A 26,216-nucleotide genomic window follows, 5' to 3' on the forward strand; every position below is an offset into this window, starting at 1 on the left:
TCCCCTTTATCTGCGGCTGATTTTTGCACGCTTAATTCTAGCATTATCCACCATTTCCCGCGCGTTGTCAAGCGCAGCCGCCGTGATGTCGCTGCCCGACGCCATGCGTGCGATCTCGTTGATGCGCTCGCCCTCTGTGAGGAGATGCACCTCGGTCAAGGTGCGCTCTCCCTGTGTTTCCTTATGAATGTAGAGGTGCGCATCCGCCATACAGGCGATTTGCGGCAAATGTGTGATACAGAGGACTTGGCGATGCAGTGCAACCGTGGCGATGCGTTCGGCGACCATACGCGCCGTCTTGCCGCCGATGCCTGTGTCGATCTCGTCGAACACCATGCTTGGCGGTGAATCGTCGTTTGCCGCCGATACCGCCTTGACGGCGAGCGCCACGCGCGAAAGTTCGCCGCCCGAAGCGACATCCTGCAGCGGCTGTTCCTTCTCGCCTGCGTTCGCTGAAAAGAGCATGACGATGTCATCCGCCCCCGTTGCGCCGTAGTCGGCGGCACGAAGTGCGATGGAAAAGCGCGCCTTCGCCATGCCAAGCTCCCTGACCTGTTCACCGATGCGCGAAGAAAGCTCCTTCGCCGCTGCCGCACGCAGCTTTGTGAGTTTCTTCGCCTCGTCTTTCAGAGCGATTTCCGACTGCCTGAGCGCAACTTTCAAGTCCTCGACGTCGGCATCATAGTTCTCAATGCGCTGCAGTTCGTCCTTGACCTTCGCCAGATGCGCGAGTACGTCTGTCGCCGTCGCACCGTATTTGCGGCACAATTTGTCGATGACGCTCATGCGGTTTTCGAGCGCATCGAGCCTGTGCTGGTCAAACTCCATATCGGAGCCGTAATCGCGAATCTCATACGATGCTTCCTGTAAGTCACAGTAAGCGTTCTCCACCATCTTACAGGCATTGTCCAACTCGCTGCCGAAGCGCGAGAGCGATTCCAAATTCTTCTTGACCTTGCTCAGAGCCGCGAGAACATTCAGCGCTTTACCGCCCAGTTCACCGTTCAAGAGTGTGTACGACTCTTCGACGAAGCCGGAAATCTTCTCGGCATTCGAGAGCTTGCGAATCTCTGCCTCAATGCGTTCATCTTCACCATCTTTGAGCGCCGCTTCCTCAATCTCCTTTTCCTGCCAATGCAAAAGGTCAAGGCGTTCCGTCGTACTCTTCGCCTCCTCTTCCTTGGCTTTGAGGCGCTTCTTGCAGTCGTTCCATGCGGCAAAGCTCTTTTGATAGACGCCGCGCTGCTTTTCGATCTGTGCATCTGCACTGTCAAGCAGCACGAGTTGATTTTCCGGACGCAAGAGAGCGAGGTTGTCGTGCTGTCCGTGAATATCGACGAGATGTGCGCCCAGCTCCTTCAGCAGCGTGAGTGTCACGCGGCAGCCGTTCAAAAGCACGGAATTTTTCCCCTTGTGCGAGACTTGGCGTGTGATGATCAGCTCATCGTCCTCAACAGGGATCGCCTGCTCTTCTAAGAGTGCCTTCAAAGCCGCCTGCCCCTCAAGATCAAACACCGCCTCGACGCGCAGCCATTCACAGCCGCTTCGTATAGCAGCCGCCGCCAGACGGCTGCCAAGGACTGCGCCCAGGGCGTCTATGAGGATCGACTTACCCGCGCCCGTTTCGCCCGTCAAGATGTTCAGACCTGCGCCAAATTCGATTTTTACATGCTCCAACAAAGCAAAATTCCAAACCGTCAATGTCCTTAACATGATTTCCCTCTCACTCAGCGAAGAAATTCTCCATGCGCCGCACGATCTCAGGCGCAGCTTCCTTTGGCTTGACGACGACGATGATGCTGTCATCGCCCGCCACCGTACCGACGACCTCCTGCCACGGCATGTGATCCAAGATGGCGGCGACCGCATTCGCTGTGCCGGGCAGCGTCTTGACGACGACGATGTTCTCACTGTAATCCAGCGAAACAACAGAATCGTAAAAGAGACGCGCCATGCGCTCCTTCGATAAAAGCGCCCCCTTCTCCTTGGGAAATGCGTAGCGGTAGCGGCCGTTCCCTGCGGGAACTTTGACGAGCATCAAGGTCTTGATGTCGCGCGACACGGTCGCCTGCGTCACGTCGATGTGGCGTGCGCGCAGCGCCGCCGCCAAGTCCTCCTGTGTTTCCACCGACGAGTTTTCGATGATCTCGCGAATGACTGCATGACGCTTGAGCTTCATGCCCGTTCCTCCTATTCTCTCAGCAGCACGTCTCCCTCGACATACATTTCAAGGATGCCCCCAGAGCTTTTCCTTCATCGTGCGATAATAGTCTTTGTCGCCAAACTTCACGATACGCGCGGGATTTTTCGCTTTCTGTACGATCACTTCATCCTCATCGGCGATCTGATGCGACTTCTGTCCATCAAAGGTGATGAAGATGTCGGGATGCCCTGCCTCGATGCGCATACGAATCGTATCATCCTCCGATATCACCATCGAGCGAATATCGAAGGTATGCGGGCAGATAGGCGTCAGAACGAGCGCCTTGACGAGCGGGTTCACGATGGGACCGCCTGCGGAAAGCGAATATGCCGTCGATCCCGTCGCCGTCGATACGATCAAGCCGTCTGCCTTATAGTTCGCGATGCAAGTATCATTGATGGAAAGCCCGAAACGCAGCATACGCGCCATGCCGCCTTTCGTCACGACGATGTCGTTGACGGCGCTGCCCTTGTAACTCTTCCTGCCGCGATGAACGACGTAACCCGAGAGCATCAGGCGCTCTTCGATACGATACTCCTTGTCAAGGATCTTCTGCAACTTCATTTCAATCTCATCAAGCTCGATGTCGATGAGAAAGCCGACGGTACCGAAGTTGATGCCGCAGACAGGAACGCATTGATCGTAGACGCGGCGGCAGACATTCAAGAGCGTGCCGTCGCCGCCGATGCTCAACGCCATGTCAATGGAGCGCTGACTGATATTTCGAGCGCCGAACTCCTCGTGCCCCAAGAGCGCCGCTTCTTTTGACGGAAGCAAGACGCAGACATCTTTCTTGTCCGCAAAGAACGCGAGGACGCGTTCAAGAATCGCCCGGATATTCGCCTTTGTCACATTGGGAAAAACCGCTATCGTAAACATTTGATCCCTGCCCGCTTGTCCAATTCCTGATGTGCCTGCCGCACGACAGCAATGATCTCTTCTTCCAAAACATCGCATGAAGCGGACGTTCCTTCGCCCGCGCATACGAGGTGCATAAGGTACTCGATATTGCCTTCCGGTCCCTTGACGGGAGAATAGGAGAGGGCTTTGACGCAAAATCCCGCTTCCTGCGCGGCAAAAAAGACATCGCGAATGACAGCCTCATGCACGCTCGGCGCACGCACGACTCCTTTTTTGCCGACGTTCTCGCGTCCCGCCTCGAACTGCGGCTTGATGAGCGCCGCGACCTCACCGCGCGGTTTGAGTAACGCACGCACAGCAGGAAGAACCTTCGCAAGTGAGATGAAAGCGACGTCGATGGACGCGAAGTCAACGAGTTCGCCGAGCATCGCAGGAGTTACATGACGGATGTTCGTGCGTTCCATGTTCCTCACACGCGCGTCCGTGCGCAGCTTCCATGCAAGCTGCCCGTAACCGACGTCGATGGCATAGACCTTCGCCGCGCCATTTTGCAGGGCGCAGTCAGTGAAGCCGCCCGTCGAAGCGCCGATGTCCGCCACCGTTTTGCCCGTGAGGTCGAGGAAAAAGACTTGCATAGCTTTCGCAAGTTTCAAGCCTCCGCGGCTCACATAGGGCAGATCCTCGCCCAAAATGCGAAACTCTGCATCCGCTTTTACCGCCATCCCTGCCTTTTCTACCTTCTTGCCGTCAACGAGCACGCGTCCTTCCATGATCATCGCGCGTGCACGCTCACGGCTTGCAGCAAGACCGCGCTCGACGAGCAAAATGTCAAGCCGCTCCTTCGCCACCGTGTTCCGCTCCCTTCCACACCTCTAGGATACGCTTTGCCATCTGCTCGGGCAAAAGCCCTGCGATTTCCAAAAGTTCCTGCGGCTTTCCCTGCTCGATGAAAACATCGCCGATGCCAAAGCGCACGACGGGCACAAAAATCCCTCGATCTGCCAGCGATTCGAGAACAGCGGAGCCGAAGCCGCCCGCAAGCACATTCTCCTCCATCGTCACGAGCAGTTTCTTCTCGTGCGCCATGTGACAAAGAAGCTCCGTATCCAAAGGCTTTACGACACGCATATTAACGACGGCGGCAGCGATTCCTTCTCCTTTTAGAAGCTCCGCTGTCTTTTCTGCGGCTTCAACCATACTGCCGACCGCTAAGAGAGCGATCTCACCGCGCCCTTCTATGACCTCCGCACGCAGATCTTTGAGTGGCGTAAACGGCTCTTCAAGAGCTGCGCCAAGTCCTTCTCCGCGCGGATAACGCAGCGCGACGGGACCTTCCATCGAAAGAGCCGTCTTGAGCATACGTCCAAGCTCATTCTCATCTTTCGGGGCGAGTACGGTCATATTCGGCAAATGACGCAAATAGGAATAGTCGAAGATGCCGTGATGCGTCGCACCGTCCTCGCCGACGAAGCCCGCGCGGTCAAGCGCAAAGACGACATGCAGGTTCTGCAGACAGACGTCATGCACGATCTGATCGTAAGCACGCTGGGCAAACGTCGAATAGAGCGCGAGCACAGGCTTCCTGCCCGCCGCCGCAAGACCTGCGGCAAACGTCGCGGCATGCTGCTCGGCGATGCCCACGTCGAAAAAGCGCGAGGGATACTTCTCGCTGAAAGCGCGCAGTCCCGTGCCGTCGGGCATCGCCGCCGTGATGGCGACGACATCTGCATCCTGTGCGGCGACATCCAGCAGCGCCCTGCCGAATACGCTCGTATACGTCGGCTTTGCCCCCGCCTTTTTGAACGCCGTTCCAGCGGCAACATCGAATTTGCCTATGCCGTGAAACTTGTCCGGCGCTTTTTCCGCCGGCATATAGCCCTTGCCTTTACACGTTTCAACGTGAATGAGCAGCGGTCCTTTGAGCTGCTTTGCCTGTTCAAATACATCGAGCAGGAGCGCGATGTTGTGCCCGTCCAAAGGACCGATGTAGTGAAACCCCATATCGGTGAAGAGACCGCCGGGCACGAGTGCCGAACGCACGCCGTCTTTGATATGCTCCGCCGTGCGATAGACGCGTTCACCGATATGAGGAATGCTCTTGAGAAAATTCTTGATGTCCTGCTTCGCACGGTGATAACCGGGCGCAACGCGAAAACGGGACAGGTACTCCGACATTGCGCCGACGTTCGGTGCGATCGACATGCCGTTGTCGTTCAAGACGACGATGAGATCGCGCCCCTGTGTCCCCGCATTGTTCAGCCCCTCAAACGCCTCGCCGCCCGTCAGAGCGCCGTCGCCGATGACCGCCGCAACACGGTAATGCTCTCCCGCGATGTCACGCGCCGCCGCCATGCCCAAGGCGGCGGAGATCGACGTACTCGAATGTCCCGTACCGAAAGCATCGAAGATGGATTCATCCATCTTCGGAAAACCCGTGATGCCGCCTTTTTGGCGCAGACCGGCAAACGCCTCGCGCCTGCCTGTCAAAATCTTATGCGCATAGGCTTGATGTCCGACGTCCCATATAATTTTATCCTGCGGACAGTCGAACGCCCTGTGCAGGGCAAGCGTGAGTTCCACCGTGCCGAGGCTCGGCGCAAGATGCCCGCCTGTCTGAGAAACCGTATCAATAATTTCGCGGCGCAGTTCCCGCGCCAACTGAGAAAGCTCGTCGAGCGTACAATATTTCAGTTCACATGGCTCATTGATGTGTTCCAGTAGCTGTCCCATATCCATCCGCCCTCAATTTTCTCGTTTCAACAAAAACAGCGCCAAATCCCGCAGAAAAGCTGCGCGTTCACCAAAGACACAAAGCGCCGCCACAGCTTCATCCACTGCGTTTTGCGCCAACGTCTTCGCTTCATCCAAGGATGTCAGCGTCACATACGTCGCCTTCTCGTTGCGCACATCGCTGCCCACGGGCTTGCCAATCGTTTTCTCATCACCCGTGACATCCAAGATGTCATCCGTGATCTGGAAAGCAAGCCCGAATCTTTCGGCATAGAGCGTCAGCGCGGCAAGTTCCGTCTCGCCCGCGCCCGCCAAAATCGCTCCCGAGCGGATGGCGGCGCGAAAGAGCGCCCCCGTCTTGCCCATGTGCATCTTCTGCAAAGCCGCCATGTCGAGGTGTTTGCCCTCGCCCTCAAGATCGAGCGCCTGTCCGCCAACCATGCCATAAGGCCCCGCCGCGCGGCTCATTTCGAAAACGACAGCAGCAATGGTTTCTGCCGATGCCGCCGGTTGGCGCAGCATGACCTCGAAAGCGAGCGTCAAAAGCGCATCGCCCGCAAGCACCGCCATGCCCTGACCGAAAACCTTGTGGTTCGTCAGCTTGCCGCGCCGATAGTCATCATCGTCCATCGCCGGCAAATCATCATGGATCAGCGAATATGTATGGATCATCTCGATGGCACAACCCGTTGTAAGGAATTTCTCGCCATCCTTGCCAACGGCGTCTGCAGCCGCCATCAAAAGCACAGGACGCAGACGTTTGCCGCCTGCCATAAGGCTGTACTCCATCGCACGCCCGAGCGTTTCGTCGTAAGCAGGCGCCTTTGCCAATTCGTGCGCCAGACCATTTTCCACCAAGTCGGCGCGTCGCTTCCATTCTTCCTTAAAATTCACCTGCATCACCTTCTATCTCCAAGCGAAATTCTTCAACAACGCCGTTTTTCTCCTTGAGTACGACGTCCATCGCTTTTTCTGCGCGATCAAGCGAAGTCATGCAGAACTTCGAAAGCTCCACGCCCTTCGCATAGCTGTCCATGAGCTGTTCCAGGCTCAAATCGCCGTCTTCCATCGCCTGTACAAGCTCTTCAAGCTCTATGAGCGCCTGCTCGAAGGACGGCGTCTTTTTCCTTGGCATCATAAACCTCCTTCTTGCACATGGCGCACGACGGCGTCAAAACCGCCGTCCGAAAGTCGCACCAAGACTTCATCTCCGGCGGCGAGCTCCTTCATGCTGCGCACCGTCCTGCCCGATTTTTCGACAATGCTGTAGCCGCGCCCTATGACGTGCAGCGGACTGAGCATCTCGAGCTTCTCCGCCGCGACGCGAAAAGCGTGCCGCTTCTCCAAAAAGATGCGGCGCATCCCTTGGAAAAGCGCTTCCGACGCCGCATCAAGCCTTTGCCGACGCGCCGCCAGAAGCGCCTGCGGCTGCCGCTTCAGGAAAGCGGCGCTCAAACGCGCTGTACGCTCACGTTCATAGGCAAGACGGCTCTGCACCGCCTTGTGCAGCCGCGTCTCGTACTCAGCAATCCGGCGGCTCTGCACTGCGGCCTCGGGCACGGCGATTTCCGCCGCCTGCGACGGCGTCGCTGCCCGCACATCACTCACATAGTCGGCAAGAGTCGTATCCGTCTCATGACCGACGGCAGAAATGACCGGAATCGCCGAATCATAAATCGCGCGTACAACCGGCTCTTCGTTGAACGCCCAGAGGTCTTCCATAGAGCCGCCGCCTCTGCCGACGATCAGAAGATCCACGGGATATTTCTCATTAAAAAAGCGGATCGCAGACGCGATCTCCGCCGCCGCCCCCTCACCCTGCACAAGCGCCGGATAAAGAGCCAAGCGAATCTTCGGATCCCGCCGCTTGGACACGCGGTAAATATCGCGCAGCACAGCTCCTGAAAGCGACGTCACGACGCCGATCGTGCGCGGGAAGGACGGCAGCCCCTTCTTATGCGCGGCATCAAAAAGCCCTTCAGCGCCAAGACGCGCCTTGAGCTGTTCAAAGGCGATGCTGAGTTCACCCGCACCTGCCGGAAGCAGCCGCTCAGCATAGAGCTGGTAAGCGCCGTCGCGCTCGTAGACAGAAATCTCCCCCGCAGCGACGATCTTCATGCCATTTTCGGGCTGAAAGCGCAAGAGACGTGCGCGGCTCTTAAACATCACGCACTTTAGGGATGCCGTTTCATCCTTCAGTGTGAAATAACAATGTCCCGAAGCGTACATCTTATAGTTGGACAGCTCGCCCTCGACGGAGACATGGTGCAACATGTCCTCCGCTTGGAACATACGCTTAATGTACTGCGTCAGAGCAGATACGCTGTGAACCGCCAACTTGACGCCTCCTTCCAAAACTATATAAGGAAAGGGGCTGTCGCGCAATGGCAACAGCCCAAGGATTATCCTGCCAATCCGCCCAAGATCCCGTTGACGTAGCGGCCGGAATCATCTGTGCCAAATTTCTTTGCCAACTCGACCGCCTCGTTGATAACGATGCCGACATCGAGCTTTTCCGCGCCGTACTTCATCTCATAGACCGCCAGTCGCACGATGTTTCGATCAACGCCCGTCATGCGATCGAGCTTCCAATCGTGCGCAGATGCAGCAATCGCCTCGTCGATCGCCGCAAGATTTTCGCGCGTTCCGCGTACGAGAGCCGCTGCATAGCGGTAATCCCGCTTCCCTTCCAGCGGCATCTCCTCGACGGCGGCATCAAGCGCCCATGTCTGCCACGCCTCCTCAGAGGCAGCCTCCGGCGGCGAGTTAAGCTCCAGTTGGAATAATGTCTGAAGTGCGGCTTCACGCGCCTGTCTGCGACTCATAGAACAAAACCTTTCCTTTCCTGCCTGCTCAAATCACAACTCCCCTGCCCATCGGCAGATCTTTGCGTTCGCTGCCATCATTTGTAGCGGCGGTACCGATAAGGAAACAACTCCTTGAAAAAATCCTCCACGTCACGCAGACGTATGCCGTGGTCGATGCGGATGCCAATCAAAAGACCAAGGAAGCCGCAAAAGAGCACGAAAAGGGTCGGCAGGAAACCGAAGATAAGGATAGCCAGCGCAAGCATGACTCCGAAAAGTACGCCGAAGATTTTGCCGCGATGCGGCTCCAATCCGGGAGCATGTGCTTCAAAAAAAGCCTTGAAAGGGCAAACCTTTTCCTCATTCATATTTCCGCCCCCTGTCAAACGACGCGCTTCTTCTTCGTCAAAGGCGCATTGGAAATATCTTCAACAACGATCTCCAACGAAAAATCATCGACGCCGAGCGTATCCCGCATATAGCGGCGAATCTCCGTGCGAATGTCATCGGAAACAGCGGCGGCGTTCGCCTCCTTGCCGATGACGACAGCAAGACGAAGAGTCAATGCACGCTCACCCTTCGCCGCCGCTTTTTCAGTAGAAACCCTCGTCTTGAGACTGCGCACCCCCGAAACGGTTCGCGCCGTCTCTTCCACAAGATTGTGGACGGCGCCAAGAGAGACGCTCACATCGCCTGCCTTGCCGTGAAGTACGAGGAACTCGCCGCCGCTACGCTCTGTCGAGCCGCAGGAAAAACTGCAGCCGATCAGATGGATGCTCAGAAGAAAAACGAGACCGCCGCCCGCAACGAGAGACCATTGCTGCTGCCCCATCAAATAGCGATATTCATTGAGCAGCATAGGCTCCGGTACGATCTGCAAAGCAAGCGCCGCAACTCCCAGCGAAAGGCAGGCGACGGCGAGCGCGTAAAGGAGCAAAAGAAGGCGATTGATGAACCCCATAAACTATCTCCTCTTCCTCAATGGACGCGGATTTCCTCTTCCTCTGTCTCCTCGTCGAAGCCCACACCCTGCACATGGACGTTGACCTCGACGACGGTCAGACCCGTCATGTTCTCGATCGCCTTCTTGACATTCTCCTGCACGGCAATGGCGACATCGGGAACGCGCACGCCATACTTCACGATCATATAGAGATCGACAGCCGTTTCCTTTTCGCCGACCTCGACCTTCACGCCCTTTGTGAAGCTCTTTTTGCCAAGCATTTCAGCGATGCCGCCGGCGATGCCGCCGCTCATGCCCGCCACGCCGTCGATCTCCGTCGCGGCAAGTCCGGCGATGATGCTCACAACCTCATCGGCGATGCGAATCGAACCAATGGCTCCCTTCTTGCTCATGATGGTTTCCTCTGCCACGGAAAATACCTCCTTCAAAACACATGAAACGCCGCCCTGCAAACAGCAGGCGCACACAATGGATCAGGCGCGTTCAATATAGTTGCCCGTGCGCGTGTCGATGCGCAGAACATCTCCTTCGTTGACAAAGAGCGGCACACGCACGACGTATCCCGTCTCGACCGTCGCCATCTTCGTCGCACCCGTCGCCGTATTGCCCTTGACGCTCGGCTCACATTCCGTGACCTTGAGGTTGACGGATGTCGGCAGCGTGATGCCGATGATGCGATCCTTGAACGTCTGCAAATTGACTTCCATATTCTCCTGCAGGTAGTTCAGCGCATCACCGAGCTGCTCCTTGCTGAGTTCGGTCTGCTCGTAATTTTCCGTATCCATGAACGTATACATGCCGTCAGCTTCATAGAGGTACTGCATTTTGCGCGTATCAAGGCGCGCTGCAGGCATCTTCTCGTTCGGGTTGAACGTGCGTTCGACGACGGCGCCCGTCTCAACATTCTTGATCTTCGTGCGCACGAACGCCGCACCCTTTCCCGGCTTCACATGCTGAAACTCGACGACCTGCCAAACGCCGCCGTCGATCTCGATCGTAAGACCCGTACGAAAATCTGTGCTTGAAATCATTTGTAGCCCTCCATTATTTATCCTAAAGTTCGATCAGGTGTTTTGCCGCCTTTGTCAGAGGCACACCGCCCTGCTTCTCCAAAAGTACCGTATCTTCGATGCGCAGTCCGCCCCAATTCGGCAGATAGACGCCCGGCTCGACCGTGATGACCATGCCTTCTTCCAAGCGTTCTGCCTTGCTCTTCGGCGAAAGGCGCGGCTCCTCATGAATCTCCAGCCCAACACTGTGACCAAGCCCATGACCGAAGTATTCGGCATAGCCGTCTTTCATCAGGCAGTCGCGCACCGCCCTGTCAACCTCCTTGCCCGAAGCGCCGACCCGAAGGCGCTGCACGCCAAGTTTCTGCGCCTGCAGCACCGCGTGATAAAGCTCCTTCTGTTTTTCAGACGCCTCTCCCAAGACAACCGTGCGCGTGATGTCGGAATGATACCCTTGATAAACAGCACCATAATCCATTGTAACAAATTCACCCGCAACAAGCAACTTTTCTGACGCAGTTCCATGCGGCAGACTGCCGCGCACACCCGAAGCAACAATCGTTGTAAAAGCGGGACGCTCTGAACCGTGCTCGCGCATGAAAGCTTCCAGACGGGTTGCGACGCTGTGCTCCGAGATGCCCGGACGCAAAAAATTCAGCACGTCGTCAAACGCAAGATCGCTAATCTCCGCAGCCTTTTTCAAACAGGCGATCTCCTCAGCGTCCTTGATCTCGCGCAGCGGTTCAAGAACGAGACTGATAAAATTTTCCTCATGAAAAGCAGGCAAGAGCTTGCGAATCGCTTGAAATGTATCAAAGGAGACGTCTTTGCCCTCGAAGCCGAGAATGCGGCATCCAAGCTCCTGTGCGGCGGCTGCCGCCTGCTTCCAAAGCCCGTCTTTCTGCTCGACGACCTCGAAGGATGTTTCTGCCGCCGCCTGCTCAAGATAGCGGGAATCCGTAAGCAAAAACTCGCGTTCCGCCGTGATGAAGAGCAACGAATCATCGCCCGTAAAGCCGCTGAAATAGCGCAGATTGACGGTCTTGCTCACGATCATCGCCTCGACGCCCTTCTCCTTCATGAGATCGCGCAGGCGCTCGATGCGCTTTGCCGTATTCATCGCTCCGCCCCCTTTTTCAAGATCATCAGAGCGATTTCAAGCGCTCCCAAGTAACTTTCCGCACCAAAACCCGCGACCTGCCCCATGACGACGGGCGCGATCACCGATGTATGGCGAAACTCCTCGCGCTTATGGATGTTCGATAGATGGATCTCCATGACGGGTACGGAGACGGCGGCGATCGCATCGCGCAAAGCGATGCTGTAGTGCGTGAAAGCCGCGGCGTTCAATAGGATGAAATCCGCGCTCCCCTCAGCATTCTGCACGGCATCAACGAGCGCCCCCTCATGGTTCGACTGGAAAAACGCAATGCCTGCGCCCGCTTCCGCTGCACGCTTTCGCAGCCTTTCGTTGATGTCCGCCAGCGTCATCGCGCCGTAGATCTCCGGCTCCCGCTTTCCGAGAAGATTGAGGTTCGGTCCATTCAGAACTAAAATTTTCGGCAAGATCGTTCATCCTCCATTTCTTATACGTTTCAACGGCGAATCGCAAAATTACGCTCGCTCTCCACCGTTTCCCGCGCCGCCGTTTCCAGTCCGCTGACGCGAATGAAGCCGTTGCCCTGCCAGATCTTGTTCCAAAGTTTTTCAATCGCCGCTGCCGTCCCCTGCACCTCCATTGTGACAGAGCCGTCATCCATATTGCACACCCAGCCGCAAAGCCCCAGCTCCATCGCATTTTGCTGCACGAAGAAGCGAAAGCCAACGCCCTGCACACGTCCTTCGGCTCTGGCAAAAAAGCGCACGATTTCCTTTTCCATCACATCTCACCATTCCTCTCTATGACGGCGCACGATGGCATATTCCTCAACGGGTTCTTTCATGCGCATACGCACAATCTGCTGCGCGTGCGCCGCGACCGATAAAGGCGCACCCATCCCGTCGGTCATCTCCTCCAAGCGCTGACAAAACGTCTCTCGTGTCGGCTGAAATATCTCAATCTCCTGCCTGACCTTCATATTGTTGCGCTGCTCAACCGTCGCCATCTGTGTCCTTTCATCATAGTCGCGCACAAGCCCGATGAAATCTGTCGACTGCTCGTACGAAGCGCTCGCATAAATCTGATCGTCTGCGTCCGGTACATGGCTGAAAAAACCGCTCGTGTAGATACGATGCGACACCTTCTGCAGCTCATCAAGCCAAGATACACGCAGATCAAACGGCTGCGCCTCATCACATGCCGCATCTATCGCTTCGCGGTAGACCTTCGTGACGCTCGCCGCATAATGGACGCTCTTCATGCGCCCTTCAATCTTCAAGCTGTCCAGCCCCATCGCGCAAAGATCGGGCAAAAACGGCAGCAGACAAAGATCCTTGGAATTCATGATATATGTACCGCGCTCGTCCTCCTCAATCGGAAAGAACTCACCCGGACGCCTCTCCTCGACGAGTCCATAGCGCCAGCGACATGCCTGCGCACACGCACCGCGGTTCGCATCACGCCCCGTGAAGTAACTGCTCAAAAGACAGCGTCCCGAATACGATATGCACATCGCACCGTGTACGAACATCTCCAACTCGACCGTCGAACGCGCGCGAATCTCAGCGATCTCAGCGCGCGAAAGCTCCCGCGCGAGCACGACGCGCTCCGCACCGAGCTTCTGCCATGCGTTGACCGTCGCCCAATTCGTATTGTTCGCCTGCGTGCTGATATGCAGCGGCAGCGCGGGCGCAAGCTCACGCGCAAGGGAAAAGACGCCGAGGTCGGAAACGAGCAGCCCGTCAACGCGAATATCAGCGAGAAAGGAAAGATACGCAGGCAGCTTCTCCAAATCCGCATTGTGCGGAAAAATATTGAGCGTCACATAAACTTTCTTGCCGCGTGCATGAGCAAACTGCACGCCATCCGCCATCTCTTTTTCGCTGAAGTTGCCGCCGAAAGCGCGCAGTCCGAAGCTCTTGCCGCCGAGGTAGACAGCATCCGCACCATAGATGAGCGCCATTTTGAGCTTTTCCAAATTCCCCGCCGGAGCGAGAAGCTCCGGTTTCTTTCTGCATCCGCCTGCACTCTGCGGCGCCGAAGTAAAATCTTTCGCCAAACTCATCTAGCGCACCTTCTGCACAATGGCATCATGTTCTGCGTATGTATGAGAATAATAATTATGCCCCTCACGATCTGCGACAAAATAGAGATAGTCCGTCTTTGCCGGCCAGAGTACCGCTTCAATCGACGCTATGCCGGGATTAGCGACGGGACCGGGCGGCAGCCCCCGATGCTGATAAGTATTGTACGGCGAATCAAGCTCCGTATCCTTATACGTCACATCCTCCTTCGGCGCATCGAGCAAATATTGCAGCGTCGCATCCGACTGCAGCGGCATACCGATGGCAAGACGCTTCAAAAACACCTGTGCGATAAGTGCGCGGTCTTCCTCGTAACGCGCTTCTTTTTCAACGAGCGAGGCAAGGATGATAAGCTCATAGATGCTCAGATTTTCCTCCTCCGCACGCTCGCGCATCTTACGCGTGAGACGCTGGTCAAAATCACGCGACATCATCGAGAGGATGCCGTCCGTTGTGACGTCGCCGTCGATCTCATATGTATCAGGGAAGAGGAAACCCTCGGCATAGTAGCGCACTTTTTCGTTTTTTTCAATATAGTCGTAAGGGGCGTAGTGTTTCGCCGCCTGCAGGAAATCATCCTTCTTCACAATCCCCTTCGCATCCAAACGCTTGGCGATATCCTCGACCGTGAAACCTTCGGGAATCGTAAAGCGCAGCTGTACCGTCTGCCCTTCAACCAAAGCCTGCAGCACATCGCGCGGCTCCATATTCGTATAGAAAGCATAAGTTCCGACCTTGAAAGAGCCGTCAGAACCGTTCATCTTCGCCGCCAGCCAGAATTTCAAACGGCTTCGTATGATGCCGCGCTTTTCCAACAGCGCCGCCACATCATCGGCAGTCATCCCCGAGCGAACCGTAAGGTAAACCGTCTCCTGCTCTTCTGAAACGGGCGCCGACGAAGAAAGCGCATAGGAAAAGACGCCGAGCAGCAAGAAAAAAAGCAGCGCGGGCGGCAAGACGTACTTTTTCATATACCCCGTCCAATCTTCGGGCGGAAAACGCCGCAGTTCATCGAAAGAAAGACTTTTCATCCATGAGAGGAAGATTTCCTGCACCCATACCACACCCACGAGAAGAAGCGCCAATCCTTGTCCAAGATACTTCTGCGCCTGATCAAGAATGCGCTCTCCTCCGGCATCTTTCTTGAGCGCAGCAGAAACAAAACCTTTGAAGCGCTCCAGCCAAGGCGCAAGAAAATCCGGCAGCCGCAAAAAAACATCCCCTTCCATTCAATGTCAGTACTTCCCAAATCTCATTATACGCAAAGACTGCAAAAATTACAACAGGCATAGAAAAAGCCGACGCCCAAAAGCGTCGGCACTTTTCTTCTCTGTCAGTCTTCCTCTTCCTCGTCCATGATTTCGTCATACGCACGCTGCACGGCATCGAACTCTTCATCCGTCGGCTCAACGTACTCTTCCTCACCGTCCTCGCCCGTGACGATCTTCGCGATGAGGACGTCTTCATCGTGCTCGTCGCAGCCGCAGTCGCAGCCACAGCTATGCGTATGTTCCTCTTCCTCATCGTGAATGCCGATGAGCAAGGCAAAATTATCATTACCCACAGAAATAATCATCTCCTCACGGTAATAATAGCTGTTCCCCGCTTCATCCGTCATCTCAACGATAACATCTTCGTCCTCTTCCAAAATCTCTTTTTCTTTGTCCGACATATCTCTTCTCCTCATTTCTCTTCAGAGACTGCGCCGACGCGCATCCCTATATTGTCCAAATAGCCTTGTAAGATAAAGACCGCCGCCATCTTGTCGATAACTTTGCGTCTCTTGGCGCGGCTTACATCCGCTGCGATCAGCGAGCGCTCCGCCGCCACGGTCGAAAGGCGTTCGTCCCAAAAGACGACGCTGCTTCCTTTGCATTTTTTCTGCAATCTTTCTGCAAAATCACGCACGATATCACAGCGCTCGCCCTGTGTGCCGTTCATATTCTTCGGCAAACCGATGATGAACGCGTCCGTTTCATAAAGCTTCATAAGCTCTTTGATACGAGAAAAATCCTTATCCCACGATTTGCGCCGTATCGTTTCGACCCCTTGCGCCGTAAGCCCGAGTGCGTCGCTCACGGCGACGCCGATCGTCTTGTCGCCGACGTCAAATGCAAGAAAGCGCTTCATCACGCCTTCTTCTCCCGATGCGCTTCAACGTAGAAATGTACGAGCTCCTCTAAAAGCTCATCTCGTTCGAGCTTCCGCACTTTGCTGCGCGCCTCCTTGTAACTCGTCACATAGGCAGGGTCGCCGGAAAGAAGATAGCCGACCAGCTGATTGATCGGATTGTATCCCTTTTCCTCCATCGCTTCGCAAGCCTCGCGTATGATGACTTCAGCCTTGTTTTCGTCCGCACCGAAGCGGAACATCATCGTTTCATCGCTGACCATCTTTTGCTGTCCCTCCCATCGGAAATACTCCCACGGCGCAGTCTCAGCCAATCATCTCATGGCTAATCATATACTCGGCGATCTGCAGCGCGTTGAGCGCCGCGCCCTTGCGGATCTGGTCGCCGCAGACCCAGAGATTCAGACCGTGATCCACAGACTCGTCGCGACGAATGCGGCCGACTTCAACATCGTCCTTGCCCGAAGTGAAGAGCGGCATCGGATATTCCTGCTCTGCCGGATTATCGTTGAGCGCTGCGCCGGGGAAGGCGGCGATCGCGGCTCTCGCCGCCTCGACGCTGACCTCTCGGGCAAATTCGACATTGACCGACTCCGCATGGCTGCGGTAAACAGGCACGCGGATCGTCGTCGCCGTCACGCGCAAATCAGGCTCTGCAAGGATCTTGCGCGTTTCGTCGATCATCTTCATCTCCTCTTTCGTATAGAGGTTTTCCTTGAAAATATCGATCTGTGGAATCAAATTGAAAGCGATCTGATAGTGCTTCTTGAGCGATGCCCCCGGCAAAATCTCCGCCTTGACAGGCTTCTTCGCAACGATCGCCTCGACCTGCTCTTCAAGCTCTGCCATCGCTTCCTTACCGCCGCCCGAAACGGCTTGATAGGTCGAGACAACGACACGTTTGATGGGCGCAAGGTCAAGAAGCGGCTTCAGCGCCATGACCATGATGATCGTCGAGCAGTTCGGGTTCGCGATGATGCCTTTATGCTCTTTGATCGCCTCGGGATTGACTTCCGGTACGACGAGCGGCACCTCGGGATCCATGCGGAACGTACTCGAATTGTCGATGACGACCGCGCCCGCTTTCACCGCCGCAGGCGCAAACGTCTTGCTCGCGCCGCCGCCTGCAAAGAGCGCGATGTCAACGCCTTCGAAGGAATCCTCGCGCGTCTCCTCAACCGTGTATTCCTTTCCTATGAAAGCGATCTTCTTGCCTGCCGAGCGCGAGGACGCAAGCAGACGAAGCTCCGCAAAAGGGAACCTGCGCTCTTCGATGAGGTTCAAAAACTCTTGCCCTACAGCGCCCGTCGCGCCCATGATCGCCACATTATATTTCTTCATGCTGCCAACTCCTGTCATGTTCCTGCCGCCCTCAATCGAGCAGCTTCTCCAAGCCTACGACAAGCCCCGTAAGCTCCCTGACCTTCTTGCACGCAAGCACGACGCCAGGCATGAACGATTCCCTGTTGATCGAATCGTGACGAATCGTCAAGGTCTGCCCCAAACCGCCGAAGATGACCTCCTGATGTGCGACGAAGCCCGGCAGCCGCACGCTGTGGATGCGCATACCATCGACTTCGGCGCCGCGTGCGCCGGCGACTTTCTCCACCTCTTCGGCATGTCCCTGCCGCATACTCTCACGCGCTTCCTTGATCAGCTCCGCCGTCTGCAAAGCCGTGCCCGACGGCGCGTCGAGCTTGTTGTCGTGATGCAGCTCGATGATCTCGACGTGCGGCATATACTTCGCCGCTTGGCGGCTCATGAGCATCATGAGCACAGCGCCGATGGCAAAATTCGGCGCGAGAAATACCGGCGTTTTCTTCTCGACCGCCAACGCCTCAAGCTGCGCTTTTTCGTCCGCCGTCATGCCCGTCGTGCCGATGACGGGCGCGACCCCATGCTGCACGGCAAGCATCGCGTTGGAAAAGACGGCGTCGGGGCGCGTAAAATCCACCATGACGTCCGGCTTCTTTTCGATCAAAGCCTGCGCAAGATCCGTTTCTACCGTCACGCCGCATTTGCCGCAGCCTGCCAGCTCTCCTGCATCCGCACCGCCGCAGACATCAACGGCAGCGACGAGAGAAAGCTCCGCATCGCCCTGCACCGCCTTGACGACAGCCTGTCCCATGCGCCCGCAAGCTCCGCTGACCAACACCTTTACCAAGATATGCGCCCCCTTCAAATCGGACTGCCGAGCATTTGCCCGCAAGTCCAGCGTGAATCTATTGTATATGAAGCGCATGGAAAAAGTCAATGAATTTCCGTCGGCAATCTTATTCGAACATCGCGCAGAGCCGTCATAAATAAAGCCCTTTCTTCCACCTGCAAAAAACAGCAAATATTTGACGCTGCCCCATATCCCTGCAATAATAGAAGAGTCGTTTATGGCGTATATATGCCCAAATAAAATCAACACACCGAGGAGATTTCCCGTGGCAAAAACAACAAAGGAAAACATCTTGAAACATACAAAAATGCTCGATGAGATCGCCGAGCCGCTTCTTCGCTGGTTCTACAGCGAGAAGCGCAGCCTGCCGTGGCGTGACGATCCCACGCCGTACCGCGTCTGGGTGTCCGAAATCATGCTGCAGCAAACGCGCGTCGAAGCGGTCAAACCGTACTTCGAACGCTTCATCGCCGCGCTGCCCGATGTACGCACACTCGCCTGCGCCGACGAAACCCTGCTGTTGAAACTCTGGGAAGGTCTCGGCTACTACAGCCGCGCACGCCATCTGCAGGCTGCCGCGCAAATCATCTGCCGCGACTACGGCGGCAAAATGCCCGAACGCTTTGCCGATCTGCTCGCACTTCCCGGCATCGGACGTTATACGGCGGGCGCCGTCTCATCCATCGCCTTCGGCGCGCGCGTCCCTGCGGTAGACGGCAACGTGCTGCGCGTCATCATGCGGCTTCTTGCATCGCCTGCCGACATCTTGAAGGACAGTACGAAACGCGCCGTCGAAGAAGCGCTGCTGCCGCGCCTGCCCGAAGCCGCCGGCGACTTCAACCAAGCCTTGATGGAGCTGGGCGCTCTCGTATGTCTGCCGCGCGGGGCAGCACGCTGCACCGCCTGTCCCTTGCAGCGCCTCTGCCTCGCCAAAGAAGCCGATCTGCAAGCGGAACTGCCGAAAAAAACACCGCCCAAACGGCGGCGCATAGAAAAACTCACGATATTCCTCTTGTCGAAAGACGGCAAAATCGCCCTCGAAAAACGCCCCGATAAAGGGCTGCTCGCGGGACTTTGGAGCTTCCCCGCCATGACAGGGCATCTCAAAAAGAACGAGGCAAAAAAAGCACTGCAAACCATCGGTCTTTCCCCTGCGAAACTTTATGCGCTCCCTGCCGCACAGCACATCTTTTCCCATATCACATGGCAAATGATCGGCTGGCGCGTCGAACTGGCAAAAGATCGGCAAAGCGGTGCCGCTTCAAAGACAGCGCCAACTTCCGACGAAGAAACCGCACAAACGGCTCCCCTTCTCCTTCACGAAGCCGCCGCCCCCTACGGCACGACGGTAAAGACGCCGCCGCTTCTCTGGGCGACAGCGCAGGAGATCGCCGACACTTACAGCGTACCTTCCGCTTACCGCAGCTATTTTCCCTACATCAGTACACCCGATGAGCAATCCTGAGCGATTGACGCCAAGCTTCATCGACAGTCAATCTCATAAAAATCATGCACAACCGCCCTGCCGCCGAACCCCTCCTTCTGTGCCGTCAAACCTCGATTGAGCCGCCGTCCCCCATCTTCATTTGATATGCCGAAGTCAAAATAACGGCGATCGCAATAAACCTCCGCAAGCAAATGATCGATCAGCGCGTCGAGCGCCCCCATCGTTCTCCCTTGCGCCGTATTCATCATATACTGTGTATGCACCGTCGCGCCATTGTCGAAGATGACCGTTCCCGCGAGCATCGCACCATCCTTTTGCGCCGTATAGAGCTTGATATTTTCGGGGAAGCGGCCGGCAAGCATCTGCAATTCTGCCGCCGTATGAACGGGAACCGCATCGTGGCGCTCGCGAAGCACCTCGCTCAGCAAACCGACGAACGTCGCATAATCGCCGCTTTCCTGCAAAGACAGCCCATTCTTATATCCCTTCTTGATCTCGCACGCCCTGCCCTTGCGATAGCCGTAACGCTGCGGCAAAAAAACCGTCGATGACACATCGCGGCGCACGAGCCGCGCCCCATGCACAAACAGAGCGTACAAGTCCTCCTCCGCCGGATAGCGATGGTATATCCACGGCATACTCTTATAGAGCAGTTTCGTCACGCCATGCCCACAGAGAAAGCGGCGCACATCAGCGAAAAGATCGACCATCGTCTCCGCCGCCATGCGCTCTCCTACGAGGAAGCCGCCGAACGTCAGACCGCCGTGAGAAACCGCCGTCGCTTCCTGACGCGACAGCGGCAAAAGTGCCAGCAGCCGCTCCTTTTCATCAAAAACGAGAATGGACGCGTCAAAAAAACGCGCCTTATGATAATCCATATAATCGCGCAGGAAAAAAAAGTGACGATTCTTCGCCTTGCGGACAAAATCATCCCAAAGCGTCCGATCCGCCGGCTTATAAAAACGTACGCGCATCTTTTTCCCCTCCGAAATCATCTAGGACTTCACCAAACTCATGCCATATTCGCGTATAAGAAATCAATGACCACCGTCAGCGGGTCGTAAAAACGCCTGCCGCGCCACAAACAGACGTCGGATGCGGGCGCATCGATCCTCTCCATGAGACGCCGCATGAGTACGGGAAATTCCGTGCAGCCGAGAACCACGTCCTTTTCCTCGTATTTTTGCAAAAATGCGGAAAAACGCTCGGCGAGATCAACAGGATAAGCATCTGCCTTGACATATTCGATGAACCGACGAATCTCTTGATACTCTACCGCGCAAGGTTCACTGACCGCAATATCATATTCGTGCAGACAATCGCGATAGAGATGCTTTTTCAACGCCCCTTCCGCCGCAATCACGAGCACATTTTCAACACCCTTCGCCTTTAACTCACGCCCCAACAAATGAATAGCATGAACGACGCGCTCTTCCGCTTCGGGCACAAGACGGTAAACATCCGGCAAAAAGTAGTGCGACGTGCCGCAGGGAAGAACAATATACCGTACACTTGTCCCCCCCCGCGAGACTAAAAACCTCATCGAAGAAGCAATCGCAGCAACAACATCCGCATATCCTTCTCCCGTCAAAAGTGCGCGTGTGCGGCTGGGCATCGAGAAATCGTTGTCCATAATGATATGCGGATAGCTTCGCTCCGACTCCGAAGCGAATTTTTTCAATACACGCGCAAAAAAATCCAGCGTCGCATAGCCTCCGAAGCCGCCGACGACGCCTAAAACATCCTGCAAAGCACTTCCCCCATCTCATCCTTCTATTTTCTTTGCACAAGCCAGAAGTATGCCGTCGTCTCCCTGCGGTTGCCGAGCGCATTCTCCCAGACTTCGCCGCGCTCGATGATTTTCCAGCCATCCTGCGCCGGAAAAAATTCACGCCAGAGCGCTTCATACTCGTCGATGCCGCGATAAATCGCGCTGTAGTCGTGCGAGAGCTCTTCGGAATACATCTGATTCAAAGTCAGCCGCTTGCCATAGCTTACGGACTCCTTGACATACAATATCCCCCCACGGGATAAAAGGTCTTTTACATTGGATATACACAGAGAGAGATCCTCGTCATTGACATACATCAAAACGCCGTTGACGAGAATACGATCAAAAACCTTACCGCGATATTTCTGCGGCAGAGCCGCAGAAAGCTCTTGAAAGCTCCCGCAGTAAAACTCGCAGTTTTCACGTTCCTTCGCATGTTCCTTTGCCAGCTGCAAAAGCCCTTCGCTGTAATCAACGCCAACATAACGCCCATTCCCTGCAAGATGCACGGCAAATTCGTCGCCCCAGCGTCCCACGCCGCAGCCGATGTCGAGGATCAGCGCATCACTCGCCGCCGCAAGCAGCGGCGCGATACGCGCCTTTTCCGCACGGTCGCGCTCTAAAGCAAGCGCAGGGTGATTGTCCTGATAGTTCGTATAATTATAGAGATACGGCAGGTCCTTTTGGCAGCGCGCATCAAAGAACGCTTTGACTTTTGCCGTATCGAGCGAAACTTTCTTCTCTCGGATGCGCTCTCCGGCGCTTTTTTCCTGCATTTCAACCCCACGATTCTACAAATTTCAACGCGCGTTCGTAATCGCCGTATGTATCAATATCACAGGCGCGAATCTTGATGCCCGGCAGAGGCAGGTACGGCTCCAGCTGATTGTAAACATGACCCGACGTATAGGCGACGCGCTCTCGCTTCAGGCAGCACGGCCCCGTCCATTCGTAATCCCCCGACGCACGCGAAAAAGACAGCACCTCGCCGTGCGCATTGACGCGCACGAAGATAGCGTCGTCCGACATCTTGTCCGCATAGGCGATCCACTCGCCCTGCATCTCCTGGAGCTTCTTCATATCGTCGGGATGCACGAGGAGGTCGCCGTCGTACTCCAGCGCGTATTCGTTGCCGTCCCTCGCCCCTAAGTGATAGCTTGCCCCCGTCTTTGTTTCAAAATAGTTGTGGTTGAATACAAACACAGCATCAGGACGGTAGCGCCGAACTTCCTCGATGACATCCTGCGCCTCAAAGCCGACGACGACGCGAATATCCTCGACATCTTGAAAAAGTTCCAGCTGCCAGCGAATCAACGATTTGCCATGAATGTTGATCAGCGCTTTCGTCGTCCCCAGCCCCAGACGCGAGCCGATGCCCGCACAGCTTATAACAACTGATTGAGTTGCCTGCATAATGCCACCTCATTCAACACGAGATAATCTGCCACGGAAATGACGCTCGCCGTCGGCGCATGTGTAAGCCCCGAGGCGATGGCAACATCGGCGGTACGCATCGCCTCGACGTCGTTGTTGCCATCGCCGATGAATACGACGCGATGCCCCTCGGCGCGATACCGTTCGACGACGCTTTCCTTCTTGAGGATGTCCGTGAGCTTTACCACTTGATTGTTTTCGATCATACCCTCCGAGCAATAGACCTCACAGCCAATCTTTGCAACCAGTTTCGCGACCCAGCAGGAAAGATTCCCTGTAGCAATCGCACAATGTGCACGATTTCGCTGAATAAACGCCACGACAGCCTCATGAAGCGCCACATTCGCCAAAAGCGCATCTATCTCGTCAATCGGCAGCTTCCCTAAAATAAAGACGCGCCGAATGAACGACTCAACAAACGGGATATGCCCCATGACCGTCTGCTTCGTGAGCGTTTCGATCTCCTCTTCCACAGAAAAATGTTTGGCGATGAGCGGCAGCGTTTCTTCTTTCGTGACCGTTCCATCGAGGTCAAAGATAAATTTCGTCATGATTCAAACTCCAATCGAGCATACAATATCATCATAGATAAACTGCGTCGCCGATTTGCGGTGTTCAGCTGCATAGTCGAGGACTTGACGGAAGAAGTTCTCCCTCGCATCCTTCATGGGATCACGCTCGATCAGTACATCGAGAAAATGCTCGATAGCGGCATAATCCGTTCCCGACGCACGATAGAGCAAGGAGGCGACCATCTCGCCAAACTCATTGAAACGCTCCCCTTCGCGCGTGAGGAAGAGCGCGGGCTTATGAACGTACAGATACTCCGCCATAAACGATACGCTGTCGAGGATCATCGCATCCGAACTTGCGAAGTAGGCAAGGTACTCTCCCATCTCCACCTTAGCGTTCGGCAATGCGTCCCAGGCACGGCAGTACGCGTCGTATTCATCCAAAGAAGAAAAGACGCCGTTCTTCACACAGCTGAGACCGAGCATCGGATGCGGCTTGAACACCCACGAAGTATCTTCCCCATGCGCTCGCGCATACGCAAGAAAAAAGCGGTGGTTCGCGGCAAACGTAGCGTAATAAGGCTTCTCCGCGATCGAATGATGCGGGGCAAAAATGATCTTCTTTACCGATCCCTTGCCCGCGATCTTCCATGCGGCACGGTCCGCACACGCAGGATCGAGCAGCCCGTCGAGCTTCGGATAGCCGGCGTAAACCATCCCGTACGCGCCAATGTCGCTGTAGCGCTCCGCCATGATGTCGTATCCCTTCGCCAGCGTGAAGTTCTTCCAGCAGATATGATGCGCAAACAAGTTGAACTGCATCTTCTGTATATCGGCAAGATAAAAGCCGTACGGAATGTAACAAACGAGCGTCGAAAGCGGAATATCACGATCCATCCAATGAGAAAGAATCTCCATGTAAGGCGACGTATAGAAAACGATATCAAAATCCCCGGGCTTGACACTGCCGTCGGACAAGCGGTACGGCAGCCCCGACTGCTCGAAATGTTCGATCAGCGCAGGAATCTCCTTGTCAAAGTCCGTATTCACCTGCCAGACGATGACCACGGTCACATCGAAACGCTCATTTTCAGCGAACTTGCGCACGAGCGCGTCGCCGACCCACTCGGCAAGACACGAACTTTGAAAGGCGATGCGAATTTTCTTCTGGGCGCGTATGCGGCGCAGATTTCTCTCCTGCACCTCTTTCAAGCAGTCCAGATAACATTCCTGCCGGATGAGCCGATACATCTCATAGTAAGTTTCGATCTTCATGCCTTTGCTCCTATGCACGTCTGACGTCGGGCTGATAGTCGTTGCAGAGATCCATGACGTACTGTACCTCTTTTTGCGTCATGCCGTTGAACATCGGCAAGCTCAGCACCTCAGCCGCCATCTTCTCCGCCAGCGGGAAATCGCCCGCCTTGCCGCCAAGCGCACGATAGCACTGCGCGAGATGCGGCGGCACAGGATAATGAATCAGCGTCGTGACGCCATGCTCCTTCAAATATTGCTGAAAGTCATCGCGATGTCTGCTGCGCACGACGAATTGATGGTATGTATGCTCGGCAGCCGTGCGCTTTTTCGGCAGTTCCAGCCAAGGGTTGACGATATGCGCCCGATAAGCGGCAGCGATGCGCTGCCTTTCCTCGATATCTGCCGCGAGATGGCGCAATCCGACGCGAAGAAGCGCCGCCTGCATCTCATCCAGCCGCGAATTGACGCCTGCAATTTCATTTTGATACTTGACCTTACTGCCATAATTTCGCATCATGCGCAGCGTTTCTGCCATCTCTTCAGAGTCCGTGACGACTGCCCCCGCATCGCCAAACGCGCCGAGATTCTTCGTCGGATAAAAGCTGAAGCAGCCCATGACGCCGAACCGCCCCGTCATCCGTCCGCCAAAGTGCGCCCCATGCGACTGTGCGCAGTCTTCGAGTACAGGTATGCCATGCGCTTCAGCGATCTCTAAGATCGCCGCCATATCCGCCGCCTGTCCGTAAAGATGGACGACGAGGATCGCTTTCGTACGCGGCGAGATTGCCGCTGCAAGATGCTCGGCGGAAAGGTTGAAATATTCATCCGGCTCGACAAAGACAGGGCGCGCGCCGTTTTCCGTCACAGCCAAAGCCGTCGCAATATATGTGTTCGCCGGCACGATGACCTCGTCGCCCGCCCCCAGTCTCAAGGTACGAACGGAAAGGCGCAGCGCATCAAGCCCCGAATTGACCCCCACGGCGTACCTCGCTCCCGTATACGCCGCGAACTCCCGCTCAAACGCCGCCCCTTCATCCCCCAAGATATAGTGTCCGGAGCGCAGGACGCGCAAGGCGGCGGCTTCATACTCCTGCCGATGCCGCGCAAACTTTCGCCCCAAGACGGAAAGATCAATCTTCACGCACCCATTCCCCTTCCCTTTGCGACAAACGCAAAAATTCATCGTAGTCGCGGATATAATCCTCTTCTTTATATATATCGGAAGCCAGCACCATAAGAACAGCATCGGATGAAAAATCATACATTTCACGCCACATATAATTCGCCACGTAAAGTCCTTCGTATGGTTTTTCGAGCGGCACGACCTTCTTTTCCCGCCCGTTGTCCAAGCGTATCTTGCAGCTGCCGTGAATGCAGATCAGGATTTGCTCCAAACTTTTATGCGCATGGTGTCCGCGCACGACGCCTTCGAGCGTGTCGTACATGTAGTAGACGCGCTTGATGCGAAAGGGAATATCCGTAAACTCTTCGAGAGCGACGAGCATCCCACGCGCATCGCCATGCGGCTGGAACACATACTTTACGATCTGCATCTCTTCATTCCTCATTTCTTCTCTTCGCGTTCAAACGCAAGAAAACGTCACTTTCCCGCGCACCAATTTCGCCAGCTCTTCGGGAGCGGCGCCGTGCAGATAGGAAAACATGCCCTGCGCCCTCGCCTCATCAATTCTTCGATAGTATTCCTTCGTTTCTTCTGCATAGGCGTACCATATTTCTTCT

Annotated in this window: 32 protein-coding genes; 1 reads left to right on the forward strand and 31 read right to left on the reverse strand. The window is 55.5% G+C overall.

The annotated features are described in order from the left end of the window. Positions 1–6: 6 nt before the first annotated feature. From recN to dapB, 23 genes are all read right to left on the reverse strand, one after another. Positions 7–1,713: a DNA repair protein RecN gene (recN, locus tag ACTTKG_RS00485; RefSeq protein ID WP_442672297.1), complete on the reverse strand. Its 1,707-nt coding sequence runs from the start codon at positions 1,711–1,713 to the stop codon at positions 7–9. Between the two features lie 10 nt (positions 1,714–1,723). Beyond that, on the reverse strand, positions 1,724–2,179 hold the full coding sequence (argR, locus tag ACTTKG_RS00490; RefSeq protein ID WP_442672298.1) for an arginine repressor: 456 nt from the start codon (positions 2,177–2,179) through the stop codon (positions 1,724–1,726). 48 nt (positions 2,180–2,227) lie between these two features. Then, a complete protein-coding gene (locus tag ACTTKG_RS00495; RefSeq protein WP_442672299.1) occupies positions 2,228–3,082 on the reverse strand; it encodes an NAD(+)/NADH kinase in 855 nt (284 codons plus the stop codon). Next, positions 3,070–3,912 carry a TlyA family RNA methyltransferase gene (locus ACTTKG_RS00500; RefSeq protein ID WP_442672300.1) on the reverse strand — a complete coding sequence of 281 codons (843 nt, stop codon included), beginning with the start codon at positions 3,910–3,912 and terminating at the stop codon, positions 3,070–3,072. Before ACTTKG_RS00500 ends, ACTTKG_RS00495 begins: the two co-directional genes overlap by 13 nt. Then, the gene (dxs, locus tag ACTTKG_RS00505) at positions 3,893–5,794 is read right to left on the reverse strand and encodes a 1-deoxy-D-xylulose-5-phosphate synthase (protein WP_442672301.1); all 1,902 of its coding nucleotides are present in this window, start codon (positions 5,792–5,794) and stop codon (positions 3,893–3,895) included. The genes ACTTKG_RS00500 and dxs overlap by 20 nt, the downstream gene beginning before the upstream one ends. Before the next feature lie 12 nt (positions 5,795–5,806). Beyond that, entirely contained in the window at positions 5,807–6,694 is an 888-nt protein-coding gene (locus ACTTKG_RS00510; protein WP_442672302.1) for a polyprenyl synthetase family protein, read from the reverse strand. Continuing rightward, positions 6,678–6,929, reverse strand: coding sequence for an exodeoxyribonuclease VII small subunit (gene xseB / locus ACTTKG_RS00515; protein ID WP_442672303.1), 252 nt, complete (start codon positions 6,927–6,929; stop codon positions 6,678–6,680). Before xseB ends, ACTTKG_RS00510 begins: the two co-directional genes overlap by 17 nt. After that, positions 6,929–8,131 (reverse strand): exodeoxyribonuclease VII large subunit, encoded by a 1,203-nt coding sequence (gene xseA / locus ACTTKG_RS00520; RefSeq protein ID WP_442672304.1) that lies wholly within the window; start codon positions 8,129–8,131, stop codon positions 6,929–6,931. Before xseA ends, xseB begins: the two co-directional genes overlap by 1 nt. Positions 8,132–8,196: 65 nt before the next feature. Further along, complete coding sequence (nusB, locus tag ACTTKG_RS00525) at positions 8,197–8,619, reverse strand: transcription antitermination factor NusB (RefSeq protein WP_442672305.1); 423 nt, start codon at positions 8,617–8,619, stop codon at positions 8,197–8,199. Between the two features lie 77 nt (positions 8,620–8,696). Then, entirely contained in the window at positions 8,697–8,969 is a 273-nt protein-coding gene (locus ACTTKG_RS00530) for a DUF2273 domain-containing protein (RefSeq protein WP_442672306.1), read from the reverse strand. A gap of 14 nt (positions 8,970–8,983) precedes the next feature. Continuing rightward, positions 8,984–9,562, reverse strand: a complete 579-nt coding sequence (gene amaP, locus ACTTKG_RS00535; protein WP_442672307.1) for an alkaline shock response membrane anchor protein AmaP — start codon at positions 9,560–9,562, stop codon at positions 8,984–8,986. A 17-nt stretch (positions 9,563–9,579) separates the two neighbouring features. Continuing rightward, on the reverse strand, positions 9,580–9,957 hold the full coding sequence (locus ACTTKG_RS00540; protein ID WP_442672327.1) for an Asp23/Gls24 family envelope stress response protein: 378 nt from the start codon (positions 9,955–9,957) through the stop codon (positions 9,580–9,582). A gap of 81 nt (positions 9,958–10,038) precedes the next feature. After that, positions 10,039–10,596: an elongation factor P gene (gene efp / locus ACTTKG_RS00545; protein ID WP_442672308.1), complete on the reverse strand. Its 558-nt coding sequence runs from the start codon at positions 10,594–10,596 to the stop codon at positions 10,039–10,041. Between the two features lie 22 nt (positions 10,597–10,618). Further along, entirely contained in the window at positions 10,619–11,695 is a 1,077-nt protein-coding gene (locus ACTTKG_RS00550; protein WP_442672309.1) for a M24 family metallopeptidase, read from the reverse strand. After that, positions 11,692–12,141 carry a type II 3-dehydroquinate dehydratase gene (gene aroQ, locus ACTTKG_RS00555; RefSeq protein WP_442672310.1) on the reverse strand — a complete coding sequence of 150 codons (450 nt, stop codon included), beginning with the start codon at positions 12,139–12,141 and terminating at the stop codon, positions 11,692–11,694. The genes ACTTKG_RS00550 and aroQ overlap by 4 nt, the downstream gene beginning before the upstream one ends. Positions 12,142–12,170: 29 nt before the next feature. Next, the gene (locus ACTTKG_RS00560) at positions 12,171–12,455 is read right to left on the reverse strand and encodes an acylphosphatase (protein WP_442672328.1); all 285 of its coding nucleotides are present in this window, start codon (positions 12,453–12,455) and stop codon (positions 12,171–12,173) included. A gap of 6 nt (positions 12,456–12,461) precedes the next feature. Then, positions 12,462–13,739, reverse strand: coding sequence for a peptidase U32 family protein (locus ACTTKG_RS00565; protein ID WP_442672311.1), 1,278 nt, complete (start codon positions 13,737–13,739; stop codon positions 12,462–12,464). Further along, entirely contained in the window at positions 13,740–14,969 is a 1,230-nt protein-coding gene (mltG, locus tag ACTTKG_RS00570; protein ID WP_442672312.1) for an endolytic transglycosylase MltG, read from the reverse strand. A 122-nt stretch (positions 14,970–15,091) separates the two neighbouring features. Further along, the gene (locus ACTTKG_RS00575; RefSeq protein WP_442672313.1) at positions 15,092–15,430 is read right to left on the reverse strand and encodes a DUF1292 domain-containing protein; all 339 of its coding nucleotides are present in this window, start codon (positions 15,428–15,430) and stop codon (positions 15,092–15,094) included. A gap of 11 nt (positions 15,431–15,441) precedes the next feature. Continuing rightward, complete coding sequence (gene ruvX / locus ACTTKG_RS00580) at positions 15,442–15,888, reverse strand: Holliday junction resolvase RuvX (RefSeq protein WP_442672329.1); 447 nt, start codon at positions 15,886–15,888, stop codon at positions 15,442–15,444. After that, complete coding sequence (locus tag ACTTKG_RS00585; protein WP_442672314.1) at positions 15,888–16,151, reverse strand: IreB family regulatory phosphoprotein; 264 nt, start codon at positions 16,149–16,151, stop codon at positions 15,888–15,890. The genes ruvX and ACTTKG_RS00585 overlap by 1 nt, the downstream gene beginning before the upstream one ends. A 43-nt stretch (positions 16,152–16,194) precedes the next feature. After that, on the reverse strand, positions 16,195–17,229 hold the full coding sequence (locus tag ACTTKG_RS00590) for an aspartate-semialdehyde dehydrogenase (protein ID WP_442672315.1): 1,035 nt from the start codon (positions 17,227–17,229) through the stop codon (positions 16,195–16,197). Between the two features lie 31 nt (positions 17,230–17,260). After that, positions 17,261–18,052 (reverse strand): 4-hydroxy-tetrahydrodipicolinate reductase, encoded by a 792-nt coding sequence (dapB, locus tag ACTTKG_RS00595; RefSeq protein ID WP_442672316.1) that lies wholly within the window; start codon positions 18,050–18,052, stop codon positions 17,261–17,263. A gap of 268 nt (positions 18,053–18,320) precedes the next feature. On the opposite strand from dapB, the gene mutY reads away from it, so the two are divergent. Next, the gene (gene mutY, locus ACTTKG_RS00600) at positions 18,321–19,520 is read left to right on the forward strand and encodes an A/G-specific adenine glycosylase (RefSeq protein ID WP_442672317.1); all 1,200 of its coding nucleotides are present in this window, start codon (positions 18,321–18,323) and stop codon (positions 19,518–19,520) included. 17 nt (positions 19,521–19,537) lie between these two features. Here the strand turns inward: mutY and ACTTKG_RS00605 are convergent, their stop codons facing one another. The 8 genes from ACTTKG_RS00605 to ACTTKG_RS00640 are packed head-to-tail and all read right to left on the reverse strand — an operon-like array spanning position 19,538 to position 26,029. Next, complete coding sequence (locus ACTTKG_RS00605; protein ID WP_442672318.1) at positions 19,538–20,476, reverse strand: GNAT family N-acetyltransferase; 939 nt, start codon at positions 20,474–20,476, stop codon at positions 19,538–19,540. A gap of 38 nt (positions 20,477–20,514) precedes the next feature. Then, complete coding sequence (locus tag ACTTKG_RS00610) at positions 20,515–21,252, reverse strand: aspartate/glutamate racemase family protein (RefSeq protein WP_442672319.1); 738 nt, start codon at positions 21,250–21,252, stop codon at positions 20,515–20,517. A 23-nt stretch (positions 21,253–21,275) separates the two neighbouring features. Beyond that, the gene (locus ACTTKG_RS00615) at positions 21,276–22,049 is read right to left on the reverse strand and encodes a class I SAM-dependent methyltransferase (RefSeq protein WP_442672320.1); all 774 of its coding nucleotides are present in this window, start codon (positions 22,047–22,049) and stop codon (positions 21,276–21,278) included. Between the two features lies 1 nt (position 22,050). Next, on the reverse strand, positions 22,051–22,686 hold the full coding sequence (locus ACTTKG_RS00620) for an NTP transferase domain-containing protein (protein ID WP_442672321.1): 636 nt from the start codon (positions 22,684–22,686) through the stop codon (positions 22,051–22,053). Then, positions 22,659–23,258, reverse strand: a complete 600-nt coding sequence (locus tag ACTTKG_RS00625; protein ID WP_442672322.1) for an HAD-IB family phosphatase — start codon at positions 23,256–23,258, stop codon at positions 22,659–22,661. Before ACTTKG_RS00625 ends, ACTTKG_RS00620 begins: the two co-directional genes overlap by 28 nt. A 3-nt stretch (positions 23,259–23,261) precedes the next feature. Then, complete coding sequence (locus tag ACTTKG_RS00630; RefSeq protein ID WP_442672323.1) at positions 23,262–24,494, reverse strand: CDP-glycerol glycerophosphotransferase family protein; 1,233 nt, start codon at positions 24,492–24,494, stop codon at positions 23,262–23,264. 10 nt (positions 24,495–24,504) lie between these two features. Continuing rightward, on the reverse strand, positions 24,505–25,617 hold the full coding sequence (locus tag ACTTKG_RS00635; protein WP_442672324.1) for a DegT/DnrJ/EryC1/StrS family aminotransferase: 1,113 nt from the start codon (positions 25,615–25,617) through the stop codon (positions 24,505–24,507). After that, positions 25,607–26,029: a sugar 3,4-ketoisomerase gene (locus tag ACTTKG_RS00640; protein ID WP_442672325.1), complete on the reverse strand. Its 423-nt coding sequence runs from the start codon at positions 26,027–26,029 to the stop codon at positions 25,607–25,609. Before ACTTKG_RS00640 ends, ACTTKG_RS00635 begins: the two co-directional genes overlap by 11 nt. Between the last annotated feature and the right edge of the window lie 187 nt (positions 26,030–26,216).

Source organism: Selenomonas sp., from assembly GCF_052169755.1.
In the GTDB taxonomy this organism is placed as follows: domain Bacteria; phylum Bacillota; class Negativicutes; order Selenomonadales; family Selenomonadaceae; genus Selenomonas.